This is a genomic window from Pedobacter sp. AJM, assembly GCF_002197755.1.
Classification (GTDB): Bacteria; Bacteroidota; Bacteroidia; order Sphingobacteriales; family Sphingobacteriaceae; genus Pedobacter.
The window spans coordinates 370,481-384,805 of the sequence record NZ_NHOT01000003.1; the positions used below are offsets into that span (position 1 = coordinate 370,481).

Below are 14,325 nucleotides of genomic sequence, written 5' to 3' on the forward strand. Positions count from 1 at the left end.
TTATAGATTATTTTTTCGTGATTTTGGATGGAGCAGTTGTATTTTTAGAAGGTTTTGCTTCCAGGAATTGATTATAAATCTTTTGGTTATTTAGGATATCTAATGCTGTACTAAAGGCCGTACTCGCTTCATTCCGAACACGAAGCGCATAGCCTTTACCCAGATAGAGCATATCGGCCATCTCTGCCTTTAATTCTACAGCAATGGTTTTTCTTGCTACCTTATCGCTTACTGGCGGAAGTTTAAGCCCCTGCTTAATCGCACTGGTCATGATCTGATCAATCATTTGCTCCTCTATATTAAAGGAATGATCAAAAGCATCAAAGTCAGCATATTTATCGGTTAAACTTTTTCGGTTTTGTTGTACATAATTGAAAGCCGCCTGTGTTACCCGCCCGCTGTTCATCAATTTATTTAACCATGCGCTGTAAATCGCCGTATCAATTGGTATGAACTTATCGGGCATAATCCCGCCTCCGCCATAAACCGTTCTTTTATTTAAGAGGGTGGTATGTTTTAAAGAATCCGGAAAGTTGATGTGCCCGCCTTCAGTCAGTTCACCAGAGGCCATACGCCTGTTAAAATCTTCAAAGTAATCTGTTTTACCTTTAGCATAAGACTTTTGAATTGATCTGCCCGATGGCGTGTAGTAGCGTGCAGCTGTCAGTTTGATTACAGAACCATCGCTTAACTCAAGGCCTTTTTGCATGATGCCTTTACCAAAGCTTCTTCTACCGATGACCACTGCCCTGTCCCAATCCTGTAAAGCGCCTGTTAATATTTCGCTTGATGAAGCTGTTGACTCATCAATCAAAACCACCAGATCGCCTGTCATAAACTGGCCAAAACCACCCGTCATATAGTTATCTTTTACACCGGAGTTGGTTACCGAATAGAAAACCAGTTTCTCTTTCGGAAGGAATTCATCCGCTACACCAATAGCAGCTTCAACAAGTCCGCCACCATTAGATTGTAAGTCCAGGATTAATTTGGTCATGCCTAGAGCCTTTAACTTCTTTAGTGCTGCATCCATTTCTCTCCTGGTTGACTGGCTGAATATAGCCAACGAAATATAGCCTATATTTTTGCTGACCATGTAACTGGTATTGATGGAGAGATCAGCAATCTGTTCCCTCATCACATTAAATTCAAGCGGTGCGGTTTGCAACTTGCGCATAATGCCTAACTTAACAGCCTTTCCTTTTTCACCCCGCAGCAGTCGCATCACATCCTGGTTTCTTAAACCTTTGCCGAAAATGGAGGCGCCATCAACCGTACTAATCCGGTCGCCTACCTGAAAACCTGCCCTTGCCGCCGGGCCATCAGGATTAATACCCGTTATAAAGGTGCTATCAGCCACCATGGCAAATGAGATCCCAATACCGGCAAAACTACCGGTCATTTGCTCATTCATGGCTTCAATTTCTTCCCGGCTGATGTAACTGGAATGCGGATCGAGGCTGCTTAACATCGCTTTAATGGCCGCATCAACAACCTGCTCATCATTTACCGGATCTACATAGTTATCCTGGATCAGTTTTAAGGCATCCTGCAGCTTAATCTTCGGATTCATCTGTGCCTGAACAGAAAGCCCAATCCAAAAGGAAAAAAAGGCTGTAATTATCGTTTTTCTTATCATCATTTCTCTGCTCTTAAAATCTCAATCGCGGTAGATAATTCATCGCGTAACTGGCTCGGACTACCGGAATATCCTTCTGAACTGTAGCGTACAACACCGTTTTTTACGATGATTTTGCGTGGGATAGAGGACTGTTTAAACAATGGTAAAAGGCTCTTAAATACTTGATCCTGTGTCCCTGTCTGACTAATAGCATCATGCAAAAGATTGAAACGAAAGCCCTGACTTTTTACATAGTTTACAGATTTGGCTTTATAATCGCCAAACTGCATGGTACCAATCATATATACGGCAACCTTCGGATCTTTAGCATATTGGTCTATCAGAAGCTGCATACCCGGGAAAGCCTCAATGCATGGCCTGCACCATGTTGCCCAGAAGTCAATCACCACAATCTGGTCTGCCCAATCTTTAGAATTAACCATTTTACCGTCGGCATTTTCTAAACTAAATGGCGTAAGCGGGTAGTTAACCATGTTCGCCATTACATGCACCTTCATTTCATTTTTCTTGTCTGATGGTGTTAAACTGGCAAGGTACTGCTCATAGCCTTCTTCCTTACCGCCATGTTCGCTTTTATACAATTCCTTAAGTTTGGTAAACATAACCGGCGTTACGGCATTGGCAGCCACGCTCGATTCCAATAAGGGCTTAATGGCTTTGGTATCGTTCAGTTTTTCTAACACATTAACATGCATTTCATTTAAATCCGCATTTCCGAAAGTGCCTTTTTCAGATAAATATTTGAAGTACTGGTTTGCCCCGGCATAATCACCCTGGGCATTTGCAAGAGCAATGTGCGTAAATAAGCGATCATCCATTTGATTATTCGCATTTTCCTGAGCTTTTTCGGCATCATCGAAATCGCCTGAATAAGATTTGTCCTTTTGTCTTTCCAGCAGATAAGGAATAATTATGCGGCTATCGTTATAAAGTAATTTCTGATCGCTTTTTCCCGCCATTTGATTTCGGGTGATGTTCCAGCGGTAGATTTCGTTGGCAGTTTTGAAATCAATATCCTTAAATAAGCCTAAAAATTTTTCATTTTGCCCGTCGTCAAAGTATTGTGTCGCCAGGTTTCTGAATATCGTATAGTAAATATATCCCTGATTGTCTGGCGATTTCTTCCAGTCGCTGTATGGAAAAGCCTTAAGAAAATCTTCAGCACCTGTTTCAAAATCTTTTCCGTATTTTCCCTGCGTATTTTTTCTGAAGCTTAAAAACCTGGCCGTGCTGCTTTTTGGGTAATCTTTCAAAATAATTGATTTTACTGCTGCTGAACCATTTTTATCTTTTAATTTATCGTAATAGCGTTGTGCCTGTGCTAAAAACTGTTCGTTAAGTTTCCCATTTTTTAGTTCGCCCTTTAACAGGTTATCTGCCATTACGCTGAATTCAGCAGCGGGCATGGTGAGTTGCTTCAAATCGAGATAATTGAACAGAAGTGACCTTGGTATACGTTTAGACAGCTTTTCTTCCTTTTGCAGTAAAGAATCAATCATCTTTTGGTCCTTGGAAGGACTAACAAAGCTATTCAGTGTCCAATCGCCGGTTGCGCCTGCTTTCAAACCGGCTTCTGCCAGGTAGGTACCAGGAATTATTTTTCCCTTAGTATCCATAACCTGATGGTAATAACCCTTGCCGTTTTGATTGTCAACTGCTTCAGGATTTTGAAGATCACCCTGATAAAATTTCAAAGCGATTAATAGGGCATGATCCGGAAGCTGATAGTTTCCTGTCCAGATGTCGCTCTTTTTCGCTAACTGAACAGGGACAGTAGTCCATTTGTTACCGTTGTATACTGCCGCGAGTGATTTAGGTCCGTCACTAAATTCAAGATCGCCACCTTTCGGTTGGTATTGAAAGCTGATTTTCTGATTTTGCTTTAGTATTTCGGGCTGCCAGGTTACCGTTTGTGCAGCTAACTGCTGCCCGAAAAACGGGCAAAGCAGTAGCATACATTTTCTAAAAAAATGTTTTTTCATGGATTGATTTTCTATCTAGGGTTTTGTTGCAATTCGGGGTTCAGAAGAATGTATTTATCTCCGACAGGATATAAGTAAAGGTTGCTATTGGGTTGTAAAGTATAATTAACCCCCTTGAAACTGCGATTCTTTGTTATCGCGAAATCGTTATCAAGATTCAGACGTTTCTGGTCAAACCAGCGCATCCCTGTTCCAAAAAATTCCCTTCTTTTCTCTTCAACAACGATACGAAGCGCATCACCGGCACTTCCCGCTGTTAATGGAACATAATTGGCCGTTGTAAAGCGCTTAATTCTCAAATTATTGACCAAACTCATTGCATCTGCAGTTTTTCCAGCCCTGGCTAAACATTCTGCTTTAATCAGCATCATTTCAGGCACAGTAGGGCCATTGTTGATTACAAATTCATTAATCAGGTATTTGGTGGATGCCCTTCCGGTAAAGGAGGTGTTAAACTGATTGCCAAACTTGCTTCTAACATCTGAAAACAACTTATAGCGCAAGTCTGTCGTTCCTAAGGAAGTCAGTAAGTCACTACTTAGGGAAGTAGCAGGGTAAACTACATTTGAAATCTTGGAAAACAGGATTTCAGGATTCAATAGCCTAACAGGAATGGCTACAGGTGTATTTTCGTAGGTTTTTAAGTCGAGTAAGCCACTTTGCAATGCCAGGGCGCTATCCGCGTATAACGCTGCATTATTAAAATCACGCATGTTGAGGTATGTTTTGGCAAATATGGCATAGCCTGATACTTTCGCCGGGCGTACATTATACGCTGCAACCGCGGGCAAACGACTTATTGATATTCTTAAATCATTTAATATCTGCTTATACACATCGGCAACAGAGGCTCTGTTGAGTTTAGCAAATAAATTTGGTGTGGTCAGCAGCGGAACGCCCAGGTCAGTTGATGCTGAGGCTGCATTATATTGCTTGCCGTACGTATTTACCAACACCAGATAAGTATATGCCCGGTGTACCAAAGCCTCTGCATAAATCTGCTGCTTTTCTGCTTCCGTCCCGTCCTGAGATGTTAAGACACCGTCTAACACTTGGTTGCATACATAAATGGTTTTATACAGCTTGTCCCAATCGGCATCGCTTTGACTTTCTGAAGTATACTTTGGTGCCCAGGTGTACACATTGCCTAAAATATCGCCAAGTGCGTTTTGCCTTGTTGCATCTGTTATTTCTATATCATCACCTGAAAGAATCGGATAAGAATAGGTCGGTTCCAGAACACTATTATTATTCATGGTATTCCTGAAATCGGAAGTATATTTTAGTGTCCTGACTGAAAGCTGATCAATCTCCACATATTTTCTGCAGCTTGCCAAAGTAATTGCTAAGGCAAACAATATAATTGAATATCTATTTTTCATGTGATTAAAGCGTTGCATTAATTCCAAAAACATAACTTGGCGTAGGTGTTACGCTACCAAAATTTCCTGTATTGATAAATTCTGGATCGATACCATCTTTATTTGCCCGCCAGACAATCCCCAGGTTTCGCACATTTGCCGATAGCGACAAAGATTTCACAAAGTTGCGGGGCAGGAAGCGCTGTGGAACGATATACGCTAGAGAAATCTGTTGTAAACGGATGTTATCTGCATTTCGAACCAAAGCATCTGAAAAACGGTAACGGTTAATGCTGTTAAAGTTCAAATCTGTCAATCCAGGAATAACATCAGGATTGGCTTCATCACCTGGTTTTCTCCAGCGATTATCCAGTTCTCCCTGACGACCAAGCACGCCTGAATATGTGCCTGCAAAATTTGGATAATTGGTCACGGCATTTTTTAAGAAAATATGGCCAAAATAACCTACAAATCTTACTCCCAACTCCAACTGACCATAGCTGAAGTTGTGGTTGAAACCGGCCGTATAAGGCGCAAAGCGTCTACCCACGTAAACTAAATCATCTTTGGTAAATGCATTGGTAAGATTGGTTGTATTGTTGATGATGTTGTTGTTGCGGTCATAAATCTGCGATTGACCTTTATTATCAAGTCCTGCCCAGCGATAAACATAGGTAGCCCCTAATGGCATGCCCTCAATTGTCGCCGCTGTCCCTGCGATACTACTGGCGTTATTGGCATATCGCTGATCAGTGACCTTATTGGTGTTATAGCCAAAATTCAATATCGACTTCCAGCTGAACTTGCCAGCCCTGATAATTTCACCGTTTAAAGTGAATTCATAACCACTGCCGTTTAAGGTGCCACTATTGAAATTAAGGTTCGACCATCCATATGTCGGGTTATAGGCAAAGTTCCCTAAAATGCCTGTTGTTCTTTTTAAATATACATCAAAGCTTCCATTTAATCTGCCCTTAAAAAATCCAAAATCAACTCCCAGGTTGGCCATTTTTGTGGTTTCCCAACCCAGATCAGAATTGGCAGGTAAATCGATATTGCCTACTGGCTGGTTGGTGCGTGGATCGGTACCTGTTATTGTTAATATAGGCACATTTGTGCCAGTCAGTGGAGCTACACCAGCCGTACCTAAAGTTGCACGAACGCTAAGTGCATTCAGCCATTCTGTATTCTGTAAAAATTCTTCTTTGTTCGCATTCCACCTCAAACCAACTGACCAAAATGGTACGGCTCTTTTACGCCTGTCAACTCCCAGTAGCGTGGCATCGTCAAACCTTAAACTACCAGTAACAAAATATTTTTCCTCATAACTGTATGATGCATTACCATAATAGGATAAATACCTCTTACGGTAAGCAATTAGACTACTTAAATTAGCACCTAAAGACTGGCCATAACCATAAATATCCGGATATATTTGTGTAGGATTAACTGTTGCAGTTGTACGTGTATCTGCGTTAAATCCGTACCTGGTTTCAGATGTATTATCCGAATTGGTTTCTCTGATTTCGGCTCCAGCAATGGCATTGAACTGGTGTTTACCGCCGATATTAAAGTCAGAGTTTAGCTGACCTCTTAGAGATGTTTCTGATGACGTGTTTCCATAGGTAATGTAGCGTCCACCCGCAAAAGATGGTGGAACTGCCCGGCCATTAACAAGCGGGGTAAAGTTATTTGTAAGCAGTCTGCCTGCATAACTATTTGCATCATCCAGTGTATAGGAGCTACCAAACTGCCGCTGATTAGATATGGAAACATCAGCATTTAGCCATTTCGCAATTTTACCATTTAAACCTGCACTCATCCTGAGTACATTATTTTTAGCAATAGAATTTGAATAATTTAACTCATCCAATGTATTGTAAGTAAATGGCAGATAACCCTGGCCTACCAATTTGTTTGCGTAAGCATCGGTAATGATAATATTTCTGCCAATACTATTGCCATTTGCATCCTGCAATAAATCATAAGGACGGAGCGCTGTAGTACTTACCGAAAGTGCATTTACTGCAGCCTGGTTAAACTGGGACCTGGAATACTGGTAATTAAACAATGCCCTCAGGGTTACTTTTTTATTAAAAAAATCGGTTGAGGTATTGGCATTTACAAAAGCATTTTCGCCATAATTGCTTCTAAATATTGGGGTATCTTTGGTGTAATTTCCAGAAATATAATAGGTACTGCTTTCAGAACCGCCTGAATAAGAAAGATTATACTGATGATTAATCGCATTCTGAAGTAAATATTTTTCAATCTGCTTCATGCCATCTCTCGATGCAATTTCAGCCAGTGCGGCATCGCGCTGTGCCACAGTTGCTGTACCCCTTTTAACCCGGAACATCCATTCGGTAGCTTCACTGTTGTTGGGCGCGTAAATTTCATTCCCCTGCCCTGCTGTTAAAGGGTCTACAAGTATCCCTTTATCCACCATCTCCTGCTCCAAATTGATGTATTGCGCACTGGTCATCCAATGCAAATCGGCAATGGAAGGATTTTTTGATATGCCAAAAATATAACCAACGTTCAAGGACGGGGCAATCTTTTTTCCTTTCTTAGTTTCTATAACAATTACCCCGTTTGCTGCTCTTGAACCCCATATGGATGTAGCTGAAGCATCTTTAAGAAAGGTAATCTGTTCAATATCTGCCATATTAATGTTACTGATAATTGAGTTACCAAAGGTATTGCCGCTTACGGGTGAGGTTAAGGTTGCACGGTCACTCGGATTCATTAAAGGAAATCCATCTACTACGATGAGCGGGATGCCGTTGCCGGCTCCATAATTATTTACACCGCGAATTTGTACAGCGTTGTTTTTAATGTCAAATTTAACACCCGCTACCTGCCCTTCCAGGCGTTCCAGAATATTTACAGCCGGGTTAGCTGCCAGTTCTTTACCGGTAATAACCGAATAGGCACCTGCGGCACGCTCCTTACTTATTTTCTGATATCCGTTTGAAACTACCGACACTTCCTCCAGCACAGCTGAAGACTGTCGGAGTATGATGTAATAAGTAATGGTCTTCCGGTCAACGAAAATCTCCTCGCCCTTAAAGCCCAGATAATTAATTTGCAAGACATAACCATTGGCAGGCACATCATTAATCACCAAGTCTCCGTTTTTGTCGGTGGTGTACACCTTATTGATGGTTTTGTTGTACACATTGGCTCCCGGAAGTGGTCTGCCTGAAGAATCCCTTACTGAAACCTTTACATCAACGGCCTTTATAATATCAACCAGTTTATCCGTCACGCTCTTTTCTTTAATTACAATGGTTTTACCATCCAGCGAAAAAGAAAGGGCCTGGTTATTTAATGATTTTTGAATAGCCTCGAATACGCTAACCTGGTTAACATTGATAGATACAGGCTTGGCATCCAGCACAATGCTGAGATCATAAATAATGTCGTAACCACTTTGCTTACGAATCTCTTTCAGGATGCGTTCCAGTGGTGCATTTTTTTCCACAATAGAAACTTTCTGCGCCTTGGTTGCTGCGCTCAGTTGCATAAAAGCAATCATTAAGATCATGGCTGTAAGTCGCATAACAAGCAGCAGTTTGCTGAGCTGCCTGTGGAGCAACCCGAGTGAAGTAAAATTTTTATACATTTGTTTGTTTGGTTTAGCACCATGCTTACGTTTCGAAGGCTTTGCATGATGTGGTTAATAGTTGATAGTTATTGTCAGCATCCAAATTTCTTCCAGAGGTGCCGCCAAGCACTTCTGGTTTTTTTTAGATACTGGATGATTATTTGGAAACGGTGATCCTCCTTCCTTCTAATTTAAAATGAACTTTTCCGGTTAATTGAATATGGTTCAATACTTCAGATATATTAGTTGCTCTCGACATCCATCCGCCCAGCATGAGCTGTCTTGGTGCAGATTCGTCATAAAATACTTCTACATCATACCACCTGGCTATCTTACGCATCGCACTTTGTAAGTCCTCCCTAAAAATAAACTCGCCGTTTTTCCATGCCACCGCTTCCTCTGTATCCGCATTCCGCAACTGCATTTTCCCCTTGTAAACCTCAGCTTGTTGTCCGGGTTTCATTAAGGCAGTCTGGCCTTCCATTCCTTCAATCCGCACACTTCCCTGAAGCAGGGTCGTTTTTATTGCAGGCTCATCCAAATAAGCATTAATGTTAAAATGTGTACCCAAAACCTGAACACTTTCATATTCAGCATTATTTTTTTTCACTGAAACGGAAAATGGTAATCTGCCACTTTTGCCTTCTATGTGTTTGATTTCAAAATAACCTTCTCCGGTAAGGGTAACGTTCCGCTCATTGGAAGCAAATTTAGTCGGATACGTTAATGACGAGCTCGCATTTAACCAAACGGTTGATCCATCAGGTAAAACGATCTTGTATTGCCCCCCGGCAGGCGTTGAAACGGTATTAAGACCTGAATGACCTTTCGCATCGGCTGTTACATTATAAATTAACTGACCATCTGCTGTTTTAATAATTTCTAAACCATTCTCCTTAATCATCTGGCCATTAACCATTTGAGCAAGATCTATTTTTCTTCCATTTGACAATGTTAACAGGGCAATATTTTTACCTGGAGCAATGTCTTTTTCTTTAGCAACCACAAAGTGATCCTGATCTTCACGGCTATTTTTAGTTAAAATAACGGCCAAACCCATCATTACAAGCAATGATGCTGCAATTCCAAGCTTAGTGAAGGTTGATAATGATGCAATAAAGGATCTTTTTTCTTTTCCTTTGAAAGCACTTTGATCTAATTCAATGTTTTGGTTGATTCTTGTCCAAATGTTGTTTCCAACCTCCGGGTAATTAATTTCTATTTCCTGATCTGCTGCTGCTTCAGCATTTTGCAAGTACCAGGTCTCCAGTCTTGCGCTTTCCTGAGCGGATAACTTATTGCTCAGGTAATCATTGACGGGTTGACTTTTGCTATTATTATTCATGCGCTATCATAGGTGGTATATTAGCATGACAGGCAGCTCTACACAATGTTGTATGCCGTATTAAAAAAAAGTTATTTTTTTGTTATTTTTTTGAGGAGATTATAAAAAGGCAATAAAAATGCCGAGGTGATTTCCAAATTTAGTTCTTAAGGTGGAAATGGCTTTATTCATTTGGGTTTTCACGGTGAGTTCGGAAATATCCATTTTTTCGGCTATTTCTTTATAAGAAAGGTTATGCTTGCGTTTTAATTCGAATACTTCACGCATTCTCGACGGAAGTTTCTGAATTTCAGATTCAATGAGATGGGCTAAAATATTTTCCCTTACCCTGTGGTCTGCTATTTCATATCCTTCTTTCATAAAACTTCGGATTTCAGCCAGGTAATTATCCTTTACCGTACTTCTGCTGAATATATTTAATATACCATTTCTTGTGGCAGCATACAGATAGGCTCCAATGGATATATTTTCATCCAGTTGATTCGCTATTTTCCATAATTTCACAAAAACATCCTGAACAACATCTTCACTCTCGTCGTGATTTTTCAACATTTTTAAGGCATGCCGGTATAGTATGGGCCAATAGCGATTGTAAATTTCTGCAAAAGCATCCTTATCAGCGGTTTTAATCATCGCTAACAACTTTTCATCAGTAATTGAAGCGTAAAAAGCAGGCATTTTGCGAAATAGAATTTATTTGAAAAAATCAGGAATATATTATTTGAACTCTAAATATAGGGAATAATTTTATTCTCATTCCTCATTTCTGGCGTTAGTCACGTCAAAAAAGACGCCGATAGCCGTTATTTTAAACAAATAACCGCTAAATACTGCAGAAATTATTATTTATAAAAAAGCGACCATCACCAACTGATCAAAATGAATGTGATTTGTAGTATTATTATTACTAAAATTTCAAATATCGTTCACCAAAACAAAACCTTTATTTTCACACTATTGCCCCTCAATGAAAGATCGCAATCATAGAATCAAATGAGAATTTTAGTTTTAATCTTTCACAAAAAAACCGATGTTGTTAAACAATCGGCTGAATTAAAAACTAAAAATTATAACTTAAAAAATATAGAATTTATTGAAGCAGCGGTAACATTTAAACCGCCTTACCGGAATAAACGTGAATACTGAACTGAAAAGAAATCCTCTTTTCACCCTATAAGTTTCAGGGTTCTTACATTTAGGGCATTTATGCGAAACAGCAATCAATTTGTTTGGGGTTTATTGGAATAGAGAACTATTATGCAAACATACCATCTCGCTGGAAAGTAAAATAAGAATATAGATATACTACTGATATAAGTAGATAAACAAATGAAAATTATCGTTAATGTTAAATCATTGCAAAGCCATTCTTTATTTAATATTAAAATGTATTATAATCTGCTTTCTAAAAAATAATAACTACAGTTTTAATATCAATTCTGTTTCAATTGACGTTAATGGGTTATGAAACTTCAAAAATTTTTATTCGTTACTTTATTAATCATTGGCAGCGACCGTCTGTTTGCACAATCAACTTCTCCATCCTCTACCATAAACCCATTGGAAAGTAATAGAAAGAAAATAGATTCCCTAGATCGGCAACTCATTGAGCTATTGGGTCAGCGCGAACTTGTAGTGAAAGAAATAGGGATTTATAAAGCAAAGAACCATATCCCACCCCTACAGGCCGCACGTTTTCAGCAGGTGCTGGAGAAAAATATAGCAGCAGGTAAAAAGCATGATTTATCGCCTGATTTTGTAACTGAAGTTTTCAATGCCATTCACAAAGAAAGTTTAAGAAAAGAAGAGGAAATAAAATCTGCCAATTCTGATCAGTAAGCCATTAAGCTTTTTGATTGATGTTCAATAAATCCAGATTTTATTGAACATCAATTCATTTTTCAAGCAGCCTCTCTCATTTATTGTTGCTTTAGGGCAGCAATTTCTACAGATCCGCTGATCAGTGACTTACCTTTCACTTTTAAGATCATATTGCCCGGCTTGCCTGTAGACTGTACCAGGATGACCAGTTTACCGCTAAACAGTTTCATGGTCGGTTGATCGAACATTTCCAATGAGGTGGCATCTCCATTACAAACGGCTTTGAATTTGCCTTCACCCTTCACTTCAAAATTCAATCTCTCGCTAGTGGTCGGACAAGGGTTTCCATTTTGATCCACTACTGTTGCGGTAACGAATGAGATATCTTTTCCATCAGCAACGATCTGTTTCCGGTCAGGATCAAGTACAATGCGGTAAGGTTTACCCGCGGTAGTTTTCGTTTCCTCTGCAACAGCCTTGCCATTTTGATCATAGGCTACCACTTTCAACGTACCTGGCTCGTATTTTACATCCATCCACATTAAACGGTAACGGTTTTGAGGCGTGGCCTTGTTCTTCTTTTGCACCCCTAAGCTTTTACCATTTAAAAAAAGCTCTGCGCTTTCATAATTTGTGTAAACAAAAACGGGTGTAGTTTGTCCTTCTCTACCCTCCCAATTCCAGTGTGGAAGTAAGTGTAAGGTTGGCTTTTCTGTATTCCATCTGCTTCTGTATAGATAATAACGGTCTTTTGGAATCCCGGCTAAATCACACATACCAAAATAAGAACTTCGTGAAGGCCAGCTTTCATCATATGGTGTAGGCTCACCCAGGTAATCAAAACCGGTCCATACAAACTCACCAATTACCCAGGGCTTATCGTCCTGCATCACGAAGTCATCATCCGGCACGTTAGACCAATCACAACATTCCAGATCGTAAGATGAACTCTGGAAATCAGGATAAGTTTTATTCTTAGCTTTTACAACCGGGAATTTATAGATCCCTCTTGAACTTACCGTTGAAGCCGTTTCAGAACCCAATAACATGCCTTGAGGAAAAGCTTTATAAGCTTCATCGTATAAATGCACCCTATAGTTTAAGCCCGGAATATCCAGCAAGGCACCAAAACCAGAAGCCATGGTGGCTTTTACCTGATCCATGCCTACCGTTACCGGACGTGTTGGATCTTCCCGATGGAAAATTTCCTGTAACCATTTCGCTCTTTTCACGCCTTCTGCCCCAAACTGATCCGGTACTTCATTACCCGAACTCCACATGACAATGCAGGGATGGTTTTTCGTGGCTTTAACTAAATTCACGACATCTTTTTCCGCATCCTGCTGGAAGAAGCGGTGATAACCATTTTCTACTTTTGGCTTTGCCCATTCATCAAAAGTTTCGGACAGGAACATAAAACCAAGTTCATCACACAATTCCAGTTGCTCTAAAGATGGCATATTGTGCGAACTGCGAATGGCATCACAACCCATATCTTTTAAAATCATCAATTGTCTGCGCAATGCAGCAACATTTACCGCCGTGCCCAGCGGCCCTAAATCATGGTGCAGGCAAACGCCCTTAAACTTCCGAACCTTTCCATTTAAACTGAAGCCGGTTCCGGCAAGGTAGCTGATTGATCTGACACCAAAACGGGTCGTTACTTCATCTAAAAGTTTGTCCCCATCATATAAGCTAGAAACAGCGGTATACAGATAAGGTGTTTCAGGGCTCCATAAATTTGGATGTAATACTTTAATATTTTGATCGGCTTCATTGCCAAAGTATGTTTTGGCCGTATCTGTAGCAACCAACTTTCCCTGGCCATCTAAAATTCTGGTGATCAGTTTAGCCCCCGCAGCAGAAAGTTTGGTTTTGATGTTCACCTTGGCGAAATCCTTGCTTACTTCTGGTGTAGTAATGCTTACACCCCACTGTTCAATGTTTTCTTTATTTTTAGTAATCAACCGAACATTGCGGTACAAACCTGCACCAGGATACCACCTGGATGACTTTGGCTGATTACTCAGGTGAACCGCCAATACATTCTTTTGGCCGGCAAGTATGTGATCGGTAATATCCATATAAAAGTAGTTATAACCGTAATTCCATTCGCCCACTTTAACACCATTTAAATACACTTTGGGTTCACTCATTGCACCATCAAACTGCAAAATTACCTGCTTGTTTTTTGCACTGGCTGGCAGGCTAAATGTATTTCGGTACCAGGCTTCACCGATATAAGGCAATGCACCCGTGCGACCAGTTTTCTCACTCGGCTTTGATTCTCCATTTTGCACAATGGCCACCATTTGCTTATCAATTTCCTTATCAAAAGGCCCTTCTATTGCCCAGTCATGCGGAACGGTGACATTTCTCCAGGCCCTGTCATTAAAATCTTTTGCAAATGAGGCTTCATTTTTACCTTTAAAAAACTTCCATCCATCGGTAAGCAATTGCTCTGTTCTATTTTGTGCAAATGAAGTAGATGTAACTGTAAGCAGGAAAAGGATAATCAGCGTGCTTTTTAAGGAATAAATTTTCATAAAGGATCAATGTAATTG

General features: G+C 40.2%; 8 protein-coding genes. 1 reads left to right on the forward strand and 7 read right to left on the reverse strand.

What is annotated here, in order from left to right; genetic code table 11:
* Window positions 1-7 precede the first annotated feature (7 nt).
* The 6 genes from CBW18_RS07455 to CBW18_RS07480 all read right to left on the reverse strand — a co-directional run bounded on the left by CBW18_RS07455 (window position 8) and on the right by CBW18_RS07480 (window position 10,618).
* Window positions 8-1,642 carry a S41 family peptidase gene (locus CBW18_RS07455; RefSeq protein WP_088300665.1) on the reverse strand — a complete coding sequence of 545 codons (1,635 nt, stop codon included), beginning with the start codon at window positions 1,640-1,642 and terminating at the stop codon, window positions 8-10.
* Complete coding sequence (locus CBW18_RS07460) at window positions 1,639-3,624, reverse strand: TlpA disulfide reductase family protein (RefSeq protein WP_140418644.1); 1,986 nt, start codon at window positions 3,622-3,624, stop codon at window positions 1,639-1,641. Before CBW18_RS07460 ends, CBW18_RS07455 begins: the two co-directional genes overlap by 4 nt.
* 11 nt (window positions 3,625-3,635) lie before the next feature.
* Window positions 3,636-5,006: a RagB/SusD family nutrient uptake outer membrane protein gene (locus CBW18_RS07465; RefSeq protein ID WP_088301326.1), complete on the reverse strand. Its 1,371-nt coding sequence runs from the start codon at window positions 5,004-5,006 to the stop codon at window positions 3,636-3,638.
* A 4-nt stretch (window positions 5,007-5,010) separates the two neighbouring features.
* Window positions 5,011-8,613, reverse strand: a complete 3,603-nt coding sequence (locus tag CBW18_RS07470; RefSeq protein WP_088300666.1) for a SusC/RagA family TonB-linked outer membrane protein — start codon at window positions 8,611-8,613, stop codon at window positions 5,011-5,013.
* A gap of 139 nt (window positions 8,614-8,752) precedes the next feature.
* Window positions 8,753-9,940 (reverse strand): FecR family protein, encoded by a 1,188-nt coding sequence (locus CBW18_RS07475; protein ID WP_088300667.1) that lies wholly within the window; start codon window positions 9,938-9,940, stop codon window positions 8,753-8,755.
* Between the two features lie 99 nt (window positions 9,941-10,039).
* On the reverse strand, window positions 10,040-10,618 hold the full coding sequence (locus CBW18_RS07480; RefSeq protein WP_088300668.1) for an RNA polymerase sigma factor: 579 nt from the start codon (window positions 10,616-10,618) through the stop codon (window positions 10,040-10,042).
* A 786-nt stretch (window positions 10,619-11,404) separates the two neighbouring features.
* On the opposite strand from CBW18_RS07480, the gene CBW18_RS07485 reads away from it, so the two are divergent.
* Window positions 11,405-11,779, forward strand: a complete 375-nt coding sequence (locus CBW18_RS07485) for a chorismate mutase (RefSeq protein WP_088300669.1) — start codon at window positions 11,405-11,407, stop codon at window positions 11,777-11,779.
* 80 nt (window positions 11,780-11,859) lie between these two features.
* Here the strand turns inward: CBW18_RS07485 and CBW18_RS07490 are convergent, their stop codons facing one another.
* Entirely contained in the window at window positions 11,860-14,307 is a 2,448-nt protein-coding gene (locus CBW18_RS07490) for a DUF4982 domain-containing protein (RefSeq protein WP_088300670.1), read from the reverse strand.
* Between the last annotated feature and the right edge of the window lie 18 nt (window positions 14,308-14,325).